15 protein-coding genes and 1 pseudogene are annotated in these 15257 nt (G+C 68.9%); 8 read left to right on the top strand and 8 right to left on the bottom strand.

Annotated elements, in window-relative coordinates:
• The first annotated feature begins 198 nt into the window (after nt 1-198).
• A complete protein-coding gene (locus tag ACWH4W_RS32325; protein WP_473079439.1) occupies nt 199-942 on the top strand; it encodes a class I SAM-dependent methyltransferase in 744 nt (247 codons plus the stop codon).
• Between the two features lie 6 nt (nt 943-948).
• Here ACWH4W_RS32325 and istB read toward each other — a convergent pair whose 3' ends face one another.
• The 4 genes from istB to ACWH4W_RS32305 all read right to left on the bottom strand — a co-directional run bounded on the left by istB (nt 949) and on the right by ACWH4W_RS32305 (nt 3958).
• A complete protein-coding gene (gene istB / locus ACWH4W_RS32320) occupies nt 949-1746 on the bottom strand; it encodes an IS21-like element helper ATPase IstB (protein ID WP_473074290.1) in 798 nt (265 codons plus the stop codon).
• Complete coding sequence (istA, locus tag ACWH4W_RS32315) at nt 1743-2993, bottom strand: IS21 family transposase (RefSeq protein ID WP_473074291.1); 1251 nt, start codon at nt 2991-2993, stop codon at nt 1743-1745. Before istA ends, istB begins: the two co-directional genes overlap by 4 nt.
• 243 nt (nt 2994-3236) lie before the next feature.
• Nucleotides 3237-3539, bottom strand: coding sequence for a hypothetical protein (locus ACWH4W_RS32310; RefSeq protein WP_473079424.1), 303 nt, complete (start codon nt 3537-3539; stop codon nt 3237-3239).
• Nucleotides 3540-3760: 221 nt separating this feature from the next.
• Nucleotides 3761-3958: a hypothetical protein gene (locus tag ACWH4W_RS32305; RefSeq protein WP_228970987.1), complete on the bottom strand. Its 198-nt coding sequence runs from the start codon at nt 3956-3958 to the stop codon at nt 3761-3763.
• Nucleotides 3959-4117: 159 nt separating this feature from the next.
• Between ACWH4W_RS32305 and mobF the strand changes: the two genes are divergently transcribed.
• Complete coding sequence (gene mobF / locus ACWH4W_RS32300; protein WP_473079423.1) at nt 4118-5938, top strand: MobF family relaxase; 1821 nt, start codon at nt 4118-4120, stop codon at nt 5936-5938.
• Nucleotides 5935-6282, top strand: a complete 348-nt coding sequence (locus tag ACWH4W_RS32295) for a hypothetical protein (protein WP_473079422.1) — start codon at nt 5935-5937, stop codon at nt 6280-6282. Before mobF ends, ACWH4W_RS32295 begins: the two co-directional genes overlap by 4 nt.
• A 585-nt stretch (nt 6283-6867) precedes the next feature.
• Here ACWH4W_RS32295 and ACWH4W_RS32290 read toward each other — a convergent pair.
• Both ACWH4W_RS32290 and ACWH4W_RS32285 read right to left on the bottom strand, forming a co-directional pair.
• Entirely contained in the window at nt 6868-7317 is a 450-nt protein-coding gene (locus ACWH4W_RS32290; protein WP_473079421.1) for a hypothetical protein, read from the bottom strand.
• A gap of 228 nt (nt 7318-7545) precedes the next feature.
• Nucleotides 7546-7983, bottom strand: coding sequence for a hypothetical protein (locus tag ACWH4W_RS32285; protein WP_473079420.1), 438 nt, complete (start codon nt 7981-7983; stop codon nt 7546-7548).
• 301 nt (nt 7984-8284) lie between these two features.
• Between ACWH4W_RS32285 and ACWH4W_RS32280 the strand changes: the two genes are divergently transcribed.
• Together ACWH4W_RS32280 and ACWH4W_RS32275 are read left to right on the top strand one after the other, a co-directional pair.
• Nucleotides 8285-9361: a replication-relaxation family protein gene (locus ACWH4W_RS32280; protein ID WP_473079419.1), complete on the top strand. Its 1077-nt coding sequence runs from the start codon at nt 8285-8287 to the stop codon at nt 9359-9361.
• 79 nt (nt 9362-9440) lie between these two features.
• Nucleotides 9441-9740 (top strand): hypothetical protein, encoded by a 300-nt coding sequence (locus ACWH4W_RS32275; RefSeq protein WP_081239678.1) that lies wholly within the window; start codon nt 9441-9443, stop codon nt 9738-9740.
• A gap of 22 nt (nt 9741-9762) precedes the next feature.
• Here ACWH4W_RS32275 and ACWH4W_RS32270 read toward each other — a convergent pair whose 3' ends face one another.
• Entirely contained in the window at nt 9763-10899 is a 1137-nt protein-coding gene (locus tag ACWH4W_RS32270; protein ID WP_473079418.1) for a hypothetical protein, read from the bottom strand.
• Between the two features lie 1000 nt (nt 10900-11899).
• On the opposite strand from ACWH4W_RS32270, the gene ACWH4W_RS32265 reads away from it, so the two are divergent.
• Together ACWH4W_RS32265 and ACWH4W_RS32260 are read left to right on the top strand one after the other, a co-directional pair.
• Nucleotides 11900-12652: a hypothetical protein gene (locus ACWH4W_RS32265; protein WP_473079417.1), complete on the top strand. Its 753-nt coding sequence runs from the start codon at nt 11900-11902 to the stop codon at nt 12650-12652.
• Nucleotides 12653-12826: 174 nt separating this feature from the next.
• Nucleotides 12827-13627: a hypothetical protein gene (locus ACWH4W_RS32260; protein ID WP_473079416.1), complete on the top strand. Its 801-nt coding sequence runs from the start codon at nt 12827-12829 to the stop codon at nt 13625-13627.
• Between the two features lie 415 nt (nt 13628-14042).
• Here the strand turns inward: ACWH4W_RS32260 and ACWH4W_RS32255 are convergent, their stop codons facing one another.
• Nucleotides 14043-14942 (bottom strand): hypothetical protein, encoded by a 900-nt coding sequence (locus tag ACWH4W_RS32255; RefSeq protein ID WP_473079415.1) that lies wholly within the window; start codon nt 14940-14942, stop codon nt 14043-14045.
• Between the two features lie 108 nt (nt 14943-15050).
• Between ACWH4W_RS32255 and ACWH4W_RS32250 the strand changes: the two are divergent.
• Nucleotides 15051-15257 (top strand): annotated as a pseudogene (locus tag ACWH4W_RS32250) (hypothetical protein); the annotation flags it as partial.

Below are 15257 nucleotides of genomic sequence, written 5' to 3'. Positions count from 1 at the left end.
GGGGCGCTGGTGGAGTGGGTGCCTGCGTCGGTGCGGCGTGTCGCGGTTTCTCATGAAATCTGGTGGAGTCTCAGCGGCCGGAAGTGGTTGGGTCCTGCTCAATGCTTCGCTGACACGGCCCGGCACAGTGCGAGGCGCAAGGTCCGAGTCGCAGGCGCGGTCTGGCCCGCGTGGCGTCGAGTGGTGGAGGTTATCGCGGTGGCTGGTTATGGGGCGCTTTCCGACGTGTACGAGTGGCTGATCGGGGACGACAGGTTGACCCCCGCCAAGGCAGCCGCGGTTTACTACAGCGATGTCGTGGGCTCTGTGCCGCCCAATGCGCGCGTCCTGGACTGCGCGTGTGGAACCGGCCAGCTCGCCGTCGGTCTCGCGGGTCTTGGCCTTGACGTGGTCGCCGCAGACGCCAGCAAGGGGATGGTTCGCCGGACCGAGAAGGCCGCCGACGAGCAGGGTGTGGCGCTTCGAGCCCTCCGCGCGAGCTGGGACGAGCTGCCCGAGCACCTGGAGGACTCCACGTTCGATCTGGTGTTTTGCGTCGGCAACTCGCTCGGGCACGCCGAGGGCGCAGCCGGGCGCCTGACCGCACTGGAAGCGATGTCGGGGCTGCTGAATCCGGGCGGACGCCTTGTGCTCCACTCACGCAACTGGGAGCTCGTGCGCTCCGCCGGCTCACGGGTAGACGTCCGCGATCGGCTCATCCGCCGCAACGACCGCGATGCGGTCGTCAGCTACTACTGGCAGATCGAGCAGCGCTGGGAGCAGGAACACTTCCTCGAGATCGTGGTCGCTCAGATCGAGCCGGATGGGTCGGTGCGAGCCTGCTCGGAGCGGTTGTCCATCTGGCCCTACCGGTACGAGGACCTCGTGGCGCAGTTGCGTGTCGGTAACGGCGCAATCGTGGACCAGAGGCAGCGGATGAAAAGTGGACCGCTTGTCAGTTGATGTTGGTCATTCCCTGGTGTTGGCGGCGGGGACCCGTCCGAGGTCGCGGCCGCGCATGCGGTAGCTGTCTCCCTTGAGGGAGACGACTTCGGCGTGGTGGACGAGGCGGTCGATCATGGCGGCGGCGACGGTGTCGTCGCCGAAGACCTCGCCCCAGCGGCCGAAGGGTTTGTTGCTGGTCACGATGACCGAGGCCCGCTCGTAGCGGCCCGAGATGAACTGGAAGAACAGGTTCGCGGCCTCGGGCTCGAAGGGGATGTAGCCGACCTCGTCGACGATGATCAGCGGGATCCGGCCGAGCCGGACCAGCTCGTCGTCCAGGCGGCCGGTCTCGTGGGCCTTCGCGAGGCGGGCGACCCACTCGGCGGCGGTCGCGAACGCGACCCGGTGACCGGCCTGACAGGCCCGGATCCCCAGACCCGTGGCCAGGTGCGTCTTGCCCGTGCCGGGCGGGCCGAGGAAGATCACGTTCTCCTTGCCCGCGACGAAGTCGAGGGTGCCCAGGTGGGTGATCGTCTCCCGTTTCACCGACCGCTGGTGCTCGAAGTCGAAGTCCTCGAGCGACTTGCGGGAAGGGAACCGGGCCGCGCGGATGCGGCTCTCGGCGCCGTGCGCGTCGCGGGCGGCGACCTCCCGCTGCAGACAGGCCGCCAGATACTCCTCGAAGCCCCACTGCTCGGCCTTCGCCCGCTCCGCCAGCCGGGAGGCTGCCTCCCGCAGGGCCGGGGCTTTGAGGACCCGGGTCAGATAGGCCAGTTCGGAGGTGACGTCCCGGCCTGACGAGGTGGCCGTGGTGGTGGTCATGCGATCTCCTCCTCCTTGCCGAGGCCGCCCTCGATGACGCCGAAGATCCGGTCGTAGGTGTCCAGCGACCGCTGTTCGACCTCGACCTCACCGTCGTCGGCGGCGGGTTCCTTGCAGGCCGCCAGGCGGGCGGCGCCGGCCGCCGCGGAGTGGGCGGGGTCGGTGATGCTCTGGTGGCGGGCCCAGCAGCGGACGTGCCGGGCGACCTCGGTGCCCTCGCAGAACACCAGGACCTCGTCCAGGCCGGCCTTGACCTCGATCCGGCGGCCGATGGCGAGAGGGTGGACGGAGTAGTCGCAGGTGTCGACACGGACGTAGTGGTCGCGCGGCAGCCGCAGCGACGTGCGCCACCAGCCCGGCGGATCGACCGGCGGCAAGGGCAGCATCCCCGCCCGATCCGCGTCGATGCGGTCGACGGGACGCGCCTGCAGAGTGCGGTGGACCCGGCGGTTCGCCCGCCGCAGCCAGTCCTCCAGCTGAATGTTGAAGTCGGTCGGCGAGGCGAACACCCGCCCGGGCAGGAACGAGGTCTCCAGATAGCCGTTGGCCCGCTCGACCAGGCCCTTCGCCTCCGGATCACCCGGACGGCACTGGATGATCCGGATTCCCAGCAGTCCGGCGAACGCGGCGAAGTCCTCCGTCAGCCGCGGCCGCCCGCCCCGCCAGGAACCGACCGCACCCTCGTTGTCCCAGACCAAAGCCCTGGGAACCGCTCCGAGCCCTGACAGCAGCCGCCAGTGCCCCGCGATCAGATCCGCAGCCGACCGGGTCGGCAGCATCCTCGCCATGATCCAGCGCGAGTAACCGCTGACCATCACCAGGACCGGTGGGCTGCCGGTCTGCCCGAACCCCAGCGGAATCTCCGCCGACGGGAACCACAGATCGCACTGGACCAGCTCACCCGGCTCATAAGCCGTCCTGGACGCCGGGTCCGCCGGAACATAGTCCCGGCGCAGGTCCCGCAGCCGGTCCCGCAGGACCGTCATCCCCCGCTGCCAGCCAATCCGCTCGGCCACCACCGTTGCCGGCATGTCCGGCCAGACCTCGAGCAGTTCCCTGATCCTCGGCTCGACCTCATCCACGACCGATCCCTTCGAGGCCCGCTCGTACTTCGGCGGCCGGTCACTGGACACCGCCCGCCGCACCGTCGTCCGCGAGATCCCGAGCTTCCGAGCAATCGCTCTGATCGGCATGCCCTCGGACCGGTGCAACCGGCGGATCTCCGCCCAGTCCTCCACGCTGATCACCCTTCCTCCCTGCCTGGCTCAACGAGCCAGACGGTTCAGACGGGCCACTTTTCATCCGTTGGAGGTGGCACGTTTTCAGGCGTTGCCGACATCAACCTGAACCACCCCAGGTCACGGCTACACGATGGCCCACGTCTACTGAGACAGGTCACCGGGTGAACCGACGGATCTTCTGAGGGGTCGAAGCGCCCTTGCTCGAGCTGACTTGAACGCTCGCGGGCAAATTCGCCCGTGCGTCCCGGGTTACGGCCCGGTCAGGATGTCGTGGCCTCCGATGCGGCGCCAGATGATGTGCGGTGTGCCGGGGCGGCACGCGGGCCCGTACTCCCACGTCGCGCGTCCTGCGGGACCGGTGCCCATGGACCAGGTCAGCTCGTAGACGCCCGGTGCTCGCTGGACGCGCTTGACGCGGAGGCCGGCGCGGAAGTTGCCGGTGCGCAGGTCCTCGACGAAGGCCGCCACGGTGCGGCGGAATCGACGGCGCTGCTCTGGGGTGAGGCGGTCCAGGTCGGCGGCGAAGCGCGGCAGGGTCTCGTAGGTGGGCACGGCGAACCTCCAGGACGCACGAAGCCCCCGGCCGGAGTCGGCCGGGGGCGGTGGTGGCTGTTCGTGTTGAAGGGCGTCGGTGACGCGGTGCGCTCAGCGGTGGTGGGCGGCTGGGGAAGTGGTGCGTTGGTGCGCGTTGGATGACGTTGGAGTCGGCTCGGGGCGGATCGCATGGTGGATGCTGTTGGGGTGGTCGTGGCGCAGTATTCGCACGGCCCGAGTCAGAGGCCGTAGCGGTCGTTCATCAGGTCGTTCCACCTCTGCACGTTGGGCAGGTCGTTGGCGCAGGCGGTGCAGTGGGGCAGGTAGTCGGTCCGGGTGGGGTACGGCACGTTCGAGTGGACGGTGACGGTCGGGCGCAGCGTGAGGGGGCGGCCGCACAGCGGGCAGAGGTCTCCGTGGAAAAGGTTCGTGTTCATGCGGCGGACTGTGCACACACCGGCGGCTTACCGTCTCGGGCTGGCCCGGCGGCCCGCCTGGCGGGCGCTCCGGTAAAGATCTGGTGATGCCCTCCCGCCCGGCGGGACTTACCCGGGATCGCGCTTTCTCGCAGGTCAGCGCCGGGTTTCCATGGGCCGATGATCAGCATGTCGGAGGTTCGCCCGGGAAACGGGTGGCGCTATCTCTTCCGCGGTGTGATGGTCGGCGACGGCCACCGCACGGCGGGCACACCGCTGCGCGCCGCCCAGGACGAAGCCGGTGTCCCACCCGGCGTGTGGAAGGGCCGGGGCCTGGCCGCGCTCGGCCTGGCGGCTGGAGACGTGGTAACCGAGCGGCAGGCCGAACTACTCCTGGGGGAAGGCCGGCACCCGGACGCCGACCGGATCGAGCGCGAGCTCCTGGCGCAGGGCAAGACCCCGGAGCAGGCGAGGCGGGCGACCGTGCTGGGCAGGCCCATTGAGCACAACCGCTCACCGAAGACCGACAAGGCCAAGGAGCGCATCCCCTGGCTGGCCTTTGACCTGGTGTTCCGGCCCCCGCCGACGGCACACATCGCGTGGGCCCTGATGGACGACGAGCACCGCCGGGTGCTGGAGCTGTGCGACGGGATCGCCCGCGACAAGACGCTGGCGTGGCTGGAGGAGTCGGTCGCGAAGATCCGCTGGAAGGCCGGCGGCAAGGAGCGCGACCGGGTCAAGGACGGGCTGGTCGTCGCGGTGTTCCGGCACTACGAGTCCAGGGCCACGGAATCGAGGCCGCTGCTTCACGCACACGCGGTGGTGTCGATCCGTGCCCGGCGGCCGCACGACGGGAAGTGGGGCAACCTGTCGGCGGACTCGCTGATGACCCACATAGTCGCCGCTGACACCCTCTACACCCTGTACTTCATGGAGGAGGTGTCTGCCCGGCTCGGGTGGGCGTGGGAGCCGCGCGAGGTGACACCCGGCCGCAGGCACGTCATGGAGGTCGCGGGCATCGACCAGCGGCTCATCGGCTGGCAGTCGACCCGCCGCCAGCAGATCGAGGACGCGCTGCCCGTCCTCACCGCCAGGTACGAGGAACGGCAGGGGCATGCGCCGGGGGAGAAGGCCGGCTACGCGCTTGCCTGCCAGGCCGCCGACCAGACCCGCCCGCCGAAACGCACCGAGCTGTTGTCGCTGACCGAGCTGCGGACGCGGTGGCGGGAATCGGCGATCCGGGCGTTCGGCGCCTGCACCGTCTACCGGCTCGCCGAGCGGGCGCGGGCGGCGGCCGCGGCGGTGTGGGCGCGGGTGCGGCCGGTGGTCGACATCGCGCTGGCGGCCGTCGACGTCGTCGCCGTGGTGTACGTGATGCGCGGCGCGTTCAAACGCCACCACCTGCTCACCGAAGCCCGCCGCCACCTCTCCTACGTCCTGCGCGGCCGGCCCCACGAGCCGGGCCTGGACGAACGAATCGTGCAGACGGTCGTCGACGACTACACCCGCCCGGCGAGCTGGCGGATGATGACCGCCGACCTGCGCGCCCTCTACCCGCGCGACACCGAGGACCAGGCCGTGCTGCGCCCGCTGACCCGCAAGCGGACCGCCCCGCCGTACGAACGAGCCCGCCTCGCCGCCGACGCCCTGGCCACCCGGGTCCACGCGGTGCGCCGCGCGGAGCGCCTGCACTCCCGTACCCGGCCGCGCACCGTCGCCGTGCCCACCGCCTCGAGGTCGCACCCGCGGCCGTTCCGCACCGGCCCGAAGAACGGCCGCCTCCTGGAGCCGGAGACCGGCGTCGACACGGTGGAACGGACGCGCCAGACCTTGGAAGCCGCCGCCGCGCAGGTGGCCGCCACGCTCCAGGACAGCCGGCGGGCACGCGAAGCCGCCCACGGCCCCCGCCCGCAGCCCACCCCGGCGACGACCCCGCCGCCGCACACCCAGCAACCCGGCACCCAGCACACGCCGGGCCGAACCACAGGAGGAGTCACGTGAGCACCCCGGAAGAGCGCCCCAACCCCGACGACGCCCTCGCCCGCGCCCGTGCCGCCCGCGAGCAGATGGCCGCCGCGCTCGACGAGGACCAGGAGCACGAGGCCGATGAGCCCGTGCGATGGCAGCCGATCTGGAAGCGGCCCCGGACGCCGAAGTCGAAGGCCGCGAAGAAGGCGGAACTGCGTAAGCAGCGGCGGAGGCTCCAGGACGCCGCCAAGCGCAGACTCGCCGCAGGAAACTCACGCCGGCCCCGTTCCCAGCAGAGCCGGATCGGCAACGCTGCCGCGCGCCGGGATGCCCGCGCCCTGTCCCGGGTGCGGCACTCCAACGCCTGGCTGTGGTAACGATGCCGGGCACCGTCCACTGAGTGGAGTCCACCCGATGTCGCGCATCGCCACCGGATGCAGAACACCGAGTGGGCTCCACCCGGTGGACTCCACCGAGTGGACTCCACTCCGGTGCGCCGGACGACGATGGACGCCACTGTGGTGCGCTCCGCGATGGTGCGCCACCGCACCCGGTGCGCCGCACCACCCGACGATGCCCGGCACCCTCGCGCGCGTCGGTGCGCCGCACCCGATGCTCCGCACCGCACCGGTGCGCCCGCAGTCGGCCGCCCTTGTCCGGGTGCGGCCGGACGCGCACGACCCCTTGTCCGGCTCCGCTACACCCCCTTGTCCAGCTCTGCTACCGCGACGTTTTCCCTTGCCATCGCCGGTTTCGGCTCGCGATCAGGTCGCGGTCAAGGGGGTGTGTGATAGAGGAGCCCGCCCGGCCGTGGCGCGCCCCGGCGCGGTGCGGCGATGTCGGGAGACCGCACCGCGGCTCCCGGCGGTGTGGTGCCGTGGCGCGGTGGAGCGCACCACGGTGGTGCGGTGGTGCGCCGGGAATGCGCGCCGGACCGCACCACCGCCGTCGCGAAGGTGCGGCTACGCGGTGGTCCGGCGCACCGGGTGCGCTTCCATTGCCTGCTTCATCCCTGCGGCCTCCAGCTGGCGCAGTACGTCGGCGACGTCGCCGTGCTCCTCGGTGAGGATGTTCTCGGTGAAGCGGACGATGGTCTGGGCGATGCCCGGCGGGAAAGCCAGGCAGGCGCCGTCGCCGTGGCACAGGACCTCCAGGAGCAGTCGCCCGAGCGCCGCTGCCAGGAAGGAGTGCGCACACGGCTCCCCGTCGCAGTCGTCCACGGCGGTGACCGGGATGAAGATGCGCGCGGCGACGTCCAGGAGCAGCCGGCGCAGCTCCGGGCCCGTGTCGTTGGCGACCGCGCAGGCGGTGTCGATGTCCCCGGCCTGCAGCGCCCGGATGTAGTCGAAGGCGTCGGCGACGTCCTCCGGCTCCATCGGGGCGAGCGGCGTGGTGACGGTGTTCTCGGGCATGACAGCTCCTCACGTATGGGCCGCCTTGCTGATCGCAGCGACCTCGAAACCACTTTCGAACTGCGGCCCTGTGGACAGAGTCCGGCCGTCGGGCGGGGGAGAGAGCCCCCCGCGCCATTCGCGGCACCCCCCTTGTCCACCTCCGCTACCTGCGACATCCCGCGCCAAAAGGGGCAGCGCCCGGGGGAGGAGAGATCTCCGTCCCCGGGCGCTGCCCGGATTTCCGGCTCAGTTCAGGCCGTAGCCGCTCCGAAATCCCGCGCCGACGTTCTTACGGATGTCGTCGAGGAACTGGTGGACCTGGTCGACCTCCTGCATGCACTCGATCAGGAACCCGGCCGCGATCCACGCGGTGTGCGCCCCGGCCCCGCTCGCGAGGCACCACCGCTTGAGGTACCGGCTCGTCACCGTCACCAGCTTCCCGGTGACGTACGCGGACTCGCAGTCGGCGTGCTCATCGGGCACGACGGTGAGGTAGTCGGCCAGCAGCAGCGCACCGAACTCACCGATCAGCCGCGCCAGCTCCGGGCCGTCGGCGTGGAACTCCGCCAGCGCGGCCTTCTCCTCCTCGCTGCCCTGCTCCCGCCAGACCAGCTCCACGTAGTCGCAGGCCCGCAGGATCTGCTCCGGGGCGAGCTGGGGCACCTTCGGCGACGTCGTCTCCATGACGGCTCCTTGCTGTTCGCTGGCCGGATGCCTGGTGCGCCCGGCCGGTCGCCCTACGGTGCGCGCCCGGCCCTGTGGACAGAGACCGCGCTCCAGGACACGGTGCGGGCGTGACTCCGGTCACGGACAAACTCGTACTGCAAGGGGCGGCCAAGGAGGAATCGGGCGCAGGTTGTCGGTGGCAGTCAGACGACGGTCAAGGGGTGCCTTCTCACGGTGGCTCCGGCCCGTGCGCAGATCCGCGCGCGGGCCGGACGACTGCCGACCCGGCCTTGTGCGGCCGGAGAAACCCGAGGACGCGATGACCACCGCACCCGACCCGCACACCCCGCCGGCCCTGGCGGACACCGCTGCGACGGCAAGCCCCGCTCCGAGCCCCGCGACAAGCCCCGCTCCCAGCCCCGCAGCCTCCAGCCGCCGTCTGACGGTTGTTGCTGATCAGACCCCCGATTCACCTGCCCCGGCCGGTTGCAACTCCTCTTCTCCAGGTACTGATGTACCTGGAGAAGCGTCCCGGCCCCGGAAGGCCGCGGCGACGAAGGCCGGCGCGGACCTCCGCGGCGAGGTCCTGCTCACCCTCGCCCGGCTACGCCTGGCCACACCCCGCCAGCTCAAGGCACTGCTGCTGCCACACCAGCAGGACACCGACCACGTCCGCCGCGCGCTGCGCAATCTACTCGCCGAATCCCCGGCCCTGGTCGGCCGGACCCACCGTGCCCAGCAGAGCTACTGGTACTGCACCCCGGCGGGCCTCGCCGAAGCCGCCGCCTCCGGTGAGCTCGCGTCGCCGGTCGGCCGGACCACAGGCAAGCGCATCGCAGCCAGCAAGACGGGCCTTCGGGAACACGGCCTCGCCCTGGTCGACACCGTCATCGCCTTCCACCAGGCGCAGGTGGCCGATCACGCCGACTGGCGGGTGGAAGTCGCCCACCCCACCCCGGCCGGGAACCTGGTGCCCGACGCCGTGGTGCTCCTGGCCAACGGCTCCAGCGCGTTCGTGGAGATCGACCGCACCATGTCCTACGCCAGCCTGCTCGCCAAGCTGGAGCGCTACGACGCCTACCGCAACGCACCGGCGTCCGGGCGCGGCAACGCCGCCCGCCCCCCGCGCAACCACTGGCAGGAGACCTACGCCGGTCCGTCACTGGAACGGCCCTTCCCGCTGCTGCTGTTCGTCTTCGCCCCGGCCAAGCGCCGCGCGGCCCCAGAAACGAGGGAGGCCGCCTTCCACGACCGCGCCCGGCCGAACTGGCAGATCACCGTGGCGACGACGACCCTGCACCAGCTCACCCATGACGGGGCCGACCGGCCGGTGTGGCGGATCGTCGGCCGCGGTGAGGACCGGCGGGTGCTGGCCGCAGCGCCCAAGCCGCGGTGAGCACAGTGGGCCCGGCCTCCGCTCAGGCCGGGCCCGCCGGCTCTGCCCGGTTGTCGGTGGCGGCTGGGAAGCTGACCGGATGAACGGAGACGAGCAGCTGCTGAACGGCCGCGTCTACGGCGCGGAGCACGACGACCCCAACCCCGGCCCGCTCCCGCACCGGACCTACGCCGAACTGGTCGGCGGCCCGCTGGACGGCCTGCTGCTGGACATCCACGGGTGGTGGACCGAGGAGGTCGACGACGGCGGGCATCGGCAGTTGTCGGGGTCTGACGGGACTGACGGGATCCAAGCCGTAGGTTCCCCGGTGATCCGTCCGGGCCAAGTGACGCGGCCGACGGCCGACGCCCACAACGGGTGCCGGCCGTCGGCCGTTTAGCAGGACGCCCTGCTAAGTGGATCTACCCGCCGAGCGCCCCGATCACCTGGCCCACGATCTCGACCATCGCCTGAGCGCCGGGCGCTGCGTTCAGCGCCAACATGATCCGCTGCCCAGCACTGAGCCGAGCCTGAGGACCCTGCTCGGTGTCCTCGAGCACTTCTACGTCGACCAGGAAATCCTCCCGCTCGGCCGTCGGCAGGGTCGTGGCGAAGTCGCGGAGCTGCCGCACAAGGTCAGCCAGCTGATCGGTCTGCACCCCTACGTTCTGGGTCACGTTCATGCCCTGAGCGGCCGTACCGCCGTAGACGTTCTGCGTAAATACCGGGCCCGCGGATGCGGGAGTCTGCTCGCTCACGTACTGGTTCACCTTCTGTCCGGACATCGCGCAGAGCTCTCCGCGCGGCGTCAGCGTCAGCGTCGTGGGATGGCCCTCAGCGGGTGTTAGCACCGCCAGGCCGTAGTCGCGAAGGCCTCGGGCGGCACGCAAGACCACCGCAACCTTCAGGTGCTCACCCAGGTAGAGCGTGGTCGCGACGAACATCTGCAGCTGGACAGCGCCATCCGGTGACGCGAATGCCTGGGCAACCAGGCGATCGAGAACATAACCGAATCGAGCGACGTGGTTGTCACGTTCAGCCAAGATCCGATCCGCCTCGACCAGGCCGCTATCAGCGATCGCAGCATCCAAGCAGCCGGGCACCTTCAGCACCGCGACATGGCCTCGTTCCTGGAGTAGCCAGGCCGCTTCCTCCGCCCACTGGAGGAGGGTCTCATCGTCGCCAGCGAACTCCTTGACACTGACGTACTCGCCTGCCCACCGATTGGTACGGTTGCTGAGCCAGATCAGCAGCACGTCAGCCACGTCCTCGGCCGTCATGAGTCCTCGGTATTCCGCTCGACCGCCGACGTACCGATCAGTCGTCATGGAGCGAGTGTAGGTCGAGGGGGCGGGCCGTCGGCCCTGTCCGGTGGGCTGATCCGGCGTCAGCTGCGGCGGCCCGAAGAGCAGCAGCCGGAGAACATCGAGGGCGCTCTCGCGACGCTCAGCCTTACGGGACCAAACCGCCGGCAGTATCACGACGACGGTCAATGCGAGCAACGCCAGCCGCGGCGTGCGGGCCGTCAGAGCCTTCAGGAGACCTTCGGAGGACAGCACGATCGAGACCCCTCCAGGAGTCTCGGTGTGCCATCACCGGGGTCTGCAACTGATCTGCTGCGGGCTACCTATGGACTTCTGGTGCCGATGGGAGGCACCTCGGCAGTACCTGGACCACCGATCGTCCATCTTACGGTCTGGGTGTGAGACCTGCCGCTCCTTCTGTACTGCTCGTACGCGTCGCGGAGGTGGGCGGCCGCCATACCCATTCCACCTTCGACGAGCTTCTCGCCTTCATAGAGGCGCTTGCGGACCGACCGAGTCTTCGGGCCGAAAACCGTCGATGACCACGTCGTCGACCCGGTGGGCGTACCTGCAAGGAACAGATCGTGCCCTTGCTGGTCACAGTGGAACCCGTCAAGCACTCCGGCAAAATCGCCCCGCACGATGCTCTCCAGCAGCAGCTTCTGCCTCGGTGTGCCTTCGGTAGTTACGATCAGTAGAGCGTCGCTGCTCGGTGGTGCCTCCACAGCGAAGGCTCGGATACGCCCGCACCGTCCGCCCTGACTAGCGCACCGGATCTCGATTGCAATCGGCCTTCCTGCCCAACGCGTGGTGTCGCGCATCCGCTTCAGGGTCAAGAGTCACCACCCACCTCGCAGTCGACATTGCTTAGGCGCCTGCGCTGCCCTCGGCGCAGGCGCCTGCGAGAGCAAGCCTATTCCTCAGCCTCGTCCCTCACATGCCTCATTCAGCACAACTGCTTTGAGATGGGACGTCACTTGACAAGCCTAGATGGTCTTCTCCGAGGCGGCCGTCGGTGCCGTACTGATCCTTGACCGCTCGGCCTGGTGGCTGGTCCTGCAACGCGTCCAGGAGCTGCTAGCTACGCCAATCCCCCGTGCCGAGGCGCAAGAAGCCACACCCCGACCCGTCACCCGGGATCGCGCTGAGACAAGGCCTCGGACCGTGGGCGAGGCCGCGAAGCGTTGATCGCGCTGCTGGAAGCTGTCGCTTCCGACCGGGTGAGCACAGAGACGTCGCTGTCTTGATCAGGGGCATGATGCACTGGCAGATAGAACGCGCGGTGCCCAGGGGGGATGCGCCGTTACATGAATTCGTGGGGGATGTCGTGACGCTGATCGATCTTGGGCTGGTCGGGCCTGCCCAGAGCGATGACCTGTTCCATTTCACTGGACGGAACGGCAACCGCCCGGTCCATGTCCCCGAGGAAATACGCAACATGACGCCCCAAGAGCGCTTGGACGCGATCCTCGGAACACGCACTCTGCGGGGGTTCCCGCCCTTCGGGACGGCGCAGGCGTGCATCTGCTTCTCCGAATGCACGCCGGCTCATCTTGCCCACTTGGTCCTAACACGTGGTTTCTCACCCTGGGGCGTGGTGGTCTCTCGTTCTGCCGTTCTCCGTCTGGGTGGTGGGAGCGTTGCGTATGTACCGGACGCCGTCTACTCCTACTTCAAAGCCCGGGGCCTAGAACACTGGGCTGTACGCACTGGCTCGGACTCGGTCTGGCTACACGAACGGGAGTGGCGCCTGCCCATCCACGGCGCGGGAGTGAACCTGGTCAACATCCGCGCGATCCTCATCGGTGACCCAGGCTGGCGCCCCTCCCTCGTACCGACCGGCGACTGGCGTAATGGGGAGACGGGCGAACTGCTGTCCGGCCCGGACGGCAATCCTCACACCAGGCCTGTTGAAGCTCTCCCCCATCTGTGGCAGTCCCATGAGATCTGGGTGTGGGATGCATCAACAAAGACCGTGGCCAGGAAGCCTCCAGGAACACTGTGCTGATCACCTCCGCCCGGCATCCGCCGAAGGCAGGCGGAATGAGCAAAGTGACGGCAGCCGTGCACGGAGACATGGCGAGTCTTGGAGGTCGCACTCTGAGGCCAGGCGCGGTCCGTGCGAGGGACAAGAAGGAATCTCAGATGACTTGTGATGCCGTTAGATGTCATTGTGCAGAGCGTGGATCACCTTTCGCACCATGTTCTGCGGGCCCTCTGGTACATCAACGTCGCGTCATCTCAAGGTGTGGCAATCACCCCCAAGGACGTCGACCGAGTTGCGACCGAGCCGCCCCCGCGGGACGCCGTCTACGAGTCGTTGTTGAATCCATTCGCCGGAGTGCTTCCCAAGCAGGTGGTCACTCGCGCCGAACCAGTGGCCGACTACCTGGTCACCGTCGGATGGGCCGTGAACCTCGATGGGATGCGGCTGACCGACCTCGGACGCGCGATGCTGCGGGCAAGCGGAGCCAAGGAGCAGTTGGAGGAGGCTCAACATCCGCTGGTGAACGACTTGGCCCTCAGCCCGGACGACCCACTCGTCTACACCGTGCTTACCCGTCGCCTGGCCGCAGCTGGCGCTGGCTTGCTTGTCGACCCGTACTTCAAGGCCGAGAACCTGCGCTGGATCTTGGAAGCCACCTCCATCCGGCGCATCCTGATCTCTAAGAAGGCTAGTAACAAGGAGCGACCGATCATCGCCGTTGCCTTGGCCACCCTGCCCAACGGCCGGGACATCGAAGTACGGGCATCCCCCGACAAAGAACTGCACGACCGTCGTATCGTTGCTGCTGACGGGTCAGTTCAGCTCATCGGTACGTCCATCAACGGCATAGGACGGCATGCGACCTCACTGGTCACTCCGGAGTCGGGTATCGCGAAGGTGTACCGAGAGGGCTCTGAAAGGTTGTGGGCGGCAGCGGAGAAGATCGAGCCGCAGTCTCCCACGAGTCCGATCGATACCCCCGGAGTCGGGGCGTAGCGCATAGAGGCATAGCTCTGATCAACGAGAGCTATGCCCTATTCCCTGTCGCGTTGGCCAGCTGCCTGCCGAGGGACAGCGGCTCGCCGACGTCGTTCTGCGTGAGACGGAGCGGGTGCTGCTGACCTACGACCCGGTCCGTGCCTACGAGGTGCTCCTAATCGAGGCCAAGTACGGCGCCCCGCGATGGCCGGCCTTTGCCCACACCTACGGCTTTGACCCGGCCCGCCCGGTGCATGGGGAGGTGGAGGCGCTTAGCCGGCCGAACTCCGTGCCTGGTCGTCGCCGCCGTTGACTCGTACGTCGACCGCGACGTCCTCGCGCAGCAGACGGCCGGGAGGGACAGCAGCACCGCGCTCTGTCTGAGTTCCTCGGTGGATGGGACAGGGGCAGCGTAGGGAGTCCGTCTGAGCCGTCAGTACGTCTCGAAGTCGGGTTCCCAGTCAGGGTCGGGCTCTTCTGAATCGTTGAGTATCTGGCCCTTGATTCCGGCGAGGACCAGTTCCCACGTCGTGAGTGTGAGACCGCACAGGCGGCACCCGAAGTGCCGGGGCAGAAACCAGATTGCACCATACTCGCCCGACTTGTCCCGGTCGCTTGCGAAGCCGGTGTGTCCGCACGCGGGGCATTCTGCGGGTACGGCGATCGGCCATGGAGCGGCAGTCGGCAGCGCGGAGAGACTGCTGACGAGTTCCTCGATTTCGGCTTCAGACAGGCGCCGGGTGGTCTCGGCGAAACGCTCGCGGGCCTGCCGGAGTTTCGCCTGGTACCGGATCTCCATCTCGGTCATGGCCTGGGCCACCAGCGCGGTGCAGGCTTCGAGGTGCGTGTCCCAGAAGTTGTCGGGCTCTGCCGACAGGGCCTTCAGCAGGGCATTGATGTGCTCGATGCCCGCGGCCAGGAGTGCGCGACACTCGGTGACGGGCTGGCCCCACCCCATGTGGGTGATGCCGTTGCGGGACTCGCGTAGTTCCTTGAGCTTGGCAGGCACCTTGTGCTCGGGGCCGAGGAGCTGGGCTGCCCTGAGGATGGCCCCCTCGCCGCCGATAGTCTTGAGCCCGGCGCGGCCCTTCTTCGTCCTGTCTTCGTTCCCGCTCAGGACCAGGAGGTCGTCCACGCTCGGCTGCCTCTCCGACGCGAGGAGCACGGGAGCGATAGACGCCAGGTACGCCTTGGACGCGTGTTCTACTGCGACCGCCATGTGGTGCACGGCGAAGTCCTGGTCGACGGGCTCTTCCAGGTACGCGTCGACAGCCGTACGCGCCCACTTCCGGGCCGATATCAGCAGCTGCTCGTGGATTGCTTCGTGCGACATGCGAACCAAGGTAGGAGCGCGGCGTAAGAGTGCACCGCGAATTTGGCTGCCGGAGCAAGGTGAACGGGCAGGGTGGAATCGTGTCCCGGCGTCGCTCATCATCATGGGATGGGGGAACAGATGGACATGGCGCTGCTGCGAAGGCTGATCGACGGTGTGCTCCTCACGCTGTACACGCGCTACACGGCGAAGGAACTGCCGGCGCTGTGCGAGCGCCTCGGGCTTCCCGTGCCCAGCGGGGGCAGCACCAAGCACGAGCGCTTGGTGGCCAGCCTGAACGCCTGCCCCGGCGACCGCCTGCCGGATGTCGCTAAG

The sequence above is a fragment of the Streptomyces sp. DSM 120436 genome, from assembly GCF_055778765.1.
The sequence above is the reverse complement of the archived record's forward strand: the minus strand, read 5'-3'. Positions and strand labels throughout refer to the sequence as shown.

Excerpts from the sequence above, each read along its gene's own strand:
- ACWH4W_RS32285 (WP_473079420.1), bottom strand. The coding sequence starts at position 7,983 with ATGGAGACGACGTCGCCGAAGGTGCCCCAGCTCGCCCCGGAGCAGATC.
- ACWH4W_RS32290 (WP_473079421.1), bottom strand. The coding sequence starts at position 7,317 with ATGCCCGAGAACACCGTCACCACGCCGCTCGCCCCGATGGAGCCGGAG.
- istB (WP_473074290.1), bottom strand. The coding sequence starts at position 1,746 with ATGACCACCACCACGGCCACCTCGTCAGGCCGGGACGTCACCTCCGAA.
- mobF (WP_473079423.1), top strand. The coding sequence starts at position 4,118 with ATGATCAGCATGTCGGAGGTTCGCCCGGGAAACGGGTGGCGCTATCTC.
- ACWH4W_RS32275 (WP_081239678.1), top strand. The coding sequence starts at position 9,441 with ATGAACGGAGACGAGCAGCTGCTGAACGGCCGCGTCTACGGCGCGGAG.
- ACWH4W_RS32305 (WP_228970987.1), bottom strand. The coding sequence starts at position 3,958 with ATGAACACGAACCTTTTCCACGGAGACCTCTGCCCGCTGTGCGGCCGC.
- ACWH4W_RS32280 (WP_473079419.1), top strand. The coding sequence starts at position 8,285 with ATGACCACCGCACCCGACCCGCACACCCCGCCGGCCCTGGCGGACACC.
- ACWH4W_RS32265 (WP_473079417.1), top strand. The coding sequence starts at position 11,900 with ATGATGCACTGGCAGATAGAACGCGCGGTGCCCAGGGGGGATGCGCCG.
- ACWH4W_RS32255 (WP_473079415.1), bottom strand. The coding sequence starts at position 14,942 with ATGTCGCACGAAGCAATCCACGAGCAGCTGCTGATATCGGCCCGGAAG.